This is a genomic window from Rhodoferax sp. RT5P35 (assembly GCF_056521385.1).
In genome coordinates, this window is sequence record NZ_JBWMAX010000044.1 from 1 (window position 1) to 2,047 (window position 2,047).

The following is a 2,047-nucleotide window of genomic DNA, read 5'->3' on the forward strand; positions in this document are numbered from 1 at the left end:
CTTCTCCAGGCGGCCCAGCGAGCGGCTGACGGCCGACACGGTTTGCCCCAGCTGCTCGGCCGCCGCGGTGATGGAGCCTGCGTCGATCACGGTGGCAAAGGCCTGCAGTTCGTCGAGCGTGGTTTTCATTCTTGAATAATACGCAAGTATCTTGTGCGGATACAGCGCTTTTTCTGCAAGGGTAAGGCATCCAGAATCCAGGCTTCTGTGACTATTTGAGGTGCTTTATGCCACTTGCCTTGCTTGCGCTGACCATCAGCGCCTTTGCCATCGGCACGACCGAGTTCGTGATCGTCGGCCTGATCCCCACCATGGCCGCCGACCTGGGGGTCAGCATTCCGTCGGCGGGCCTGTTGGTCAGCCTGTACGCCCTGGGCGTGGCCGTGGGCGCGCCCGTGCTGACGGCGCTGACCGGCAAAGTACCCCGCAAGATGCTGCTGCTGGGCTTGATGCTGCTGTTCACCATCGGCAACCTGGTGGCCTGGCAGGCACCGGGCTACACCCCGCTGGTGGTGGCACGGGTGCTGACGGGCCTGGCCCACGGCGTGTTCTTTTCGATCGGCTCCACCATCGCCACCAGCCTGGTGCCCAAGGAGAAAGCCGCCAGCGCCATTGCCACCATGTTCTCGGGCCTCACCGTGGCGCTGGTTACCGGCGTGCCGCTGGGCACCTTCATCGGCCAGCATTTTGGCTGGCGCGCTACGTTCTTGGCGGTGGCCGCGCTGGGCGTGGTGGCGATGCTGATCAGCCTGTTTTTCATCCCGTCCACGCTGAAACACAACAAACCCGCCAGCGTGTTGCAGCAGTTGCAGGTGCTGAAACAGCCGCGCCTGTTGCTGGTCTACGCCATGACTGCCGTGGGCTACGGCGGTTCGTTTGTGGCCTTTACCTACCTGGCCCCCATCCTGCAGGAACTGTCGGGCTTTGGCACCAACGCGGTCAGTTTGGTGCTGATGGTCTACGGCGTGTCGGTGGCGTTTGGCAACATCTGGGGCGGTAAGCTGGCCGACCGGCGCGGCCCGATCGGCGCGTTGAAGATCCTGTTCCTGGGCCTGGCCGCAGTGCTGCTGGTGCTGTCGCTCACCGCCTCCAGCCCCTGGCTGGCCGTGGCCACCGTGCTGGTGTGGGGTGCCTTTGCCTTTGGCAACGTGCCAGGTCTGCAGGTCTACGTGGTGCAGCAGGCCCAGCGCGTGGCGCCGCAGGCGGTGGACGTGGCCTCGGGCCTGAACATCGCGGCCTTCAACCTGGGCATTGCAGGCGGTGCCTGGGGCGGCGGCTCGGTGGTGAGCCACCTGGGCCTGGCCCACACGCCCTGGATCGGCGGCTTGGTGGTGCTGGGTGCGGTGGCCTTGACGGCCTGGAGCGGCAGCCTGGACCAGGCCCGCACTCAGAGTGCAGCCGCTGCGCTGGTCTGAAAATCCTTGAGTCGGCCCGCGAAGCCGGATCGTTCCATCAGCCCCCGGGGCTGGTCGTTCAGGTCGTTGATGTAGAGCTGGCCGCCGCGGTGGGTGATGGCCTTGAACAATTGCTCCAGCGCGTCCAGCCCGCTGGCATCCAGTGAGATGAGCTGGGACGCGTCCAGCACCACACGCGTGCCCTTGTGGCGGCTTTCCACGGCCTGGACGATGGGGTCGATCTTGGCTACCGCCCCGAAGAACAGCGCGCCGTAGAGTTTGTAGACCAGCGCGCCCTCCGCCTCGGCCACGGCATCCACATGGAACAGCGTGCTCATGCGGCGGATGAAGAAGGCGCAGGCCAGCAGCATGCCCACCTCCACCGCCACCGTCAGGTCGAACACCACGGTGAGAAAGAAGGTGCCCAGCAACAGCATGCGGTAGTGGTTGCTGAACTGCTTGAGGCGCACAAACTCGTGCCATTCGCCCATGTTCCAGGCCACAAACAGCAGGATGCCCGCCAGCACCGCCAGAGGGATGTACAGCGCCAGCGGCGCGGCCACCAGCACCACGGCAGCCAGCAGCAGGGCGTGCACGATGCCCGCGATGGGCGAGGTGGCGCCGGAGCGGATATTGGTGACGGTGCGCGCAAT

Annotated in this window: 3 protein-coding genes; 1 reads left to right on the top strand and 2 read right to left on the bottom strand. The window is 65.5% G+C overall.

Annotated features, from left to right (window positions below; translation table 11 throughout):
• Window positions 1–129 (bottom strand): LysR family transcriptional regulator (locus AC097L_RS23320; RefSeq protein ID WP_479589126.1); only part of this gene is annotated, 129 nt, incomplete at its 3' end.
• Window positions 130–227: 98 nt separating this feature from the next.
• Here AC097L_RS23320 and AC097L_RS23325 point away from each other — a divergent pair.
• Entirely contained in the window at window positions 228–1,415 is a 1,188-nt protein-coding gene (locus AC097L_RS23325; protein WP_479589124.1) for an MFS transporter, read from the top strand.
• Here the strand turns inward: AC097L_RS23325 and AC097L_RS23330 are convergent.
• Window positions 1,388–2,047 (bottom strand): SulP family inorganic anion transporter (locus AC097L_RS23330; RefSeq protein ID WP_479589125.1); only part of this gene is annotated, 660 nt, incomplete at its 5' end. The two genes, AC097L_RS23325 and AC097L_RS23330, sit on opposite strands and share 28 nt — an antisense overlap.

Excerpts from the sequence above, each read along its gene's own strand:
- AC097L_RS23325 (WP_479589124.1), top strand. The coding sequence starts at position 228 with ATGCCACTTGCCTTGCTTGCGCTGACCATCAGCGCCTTTGCCATCGGC.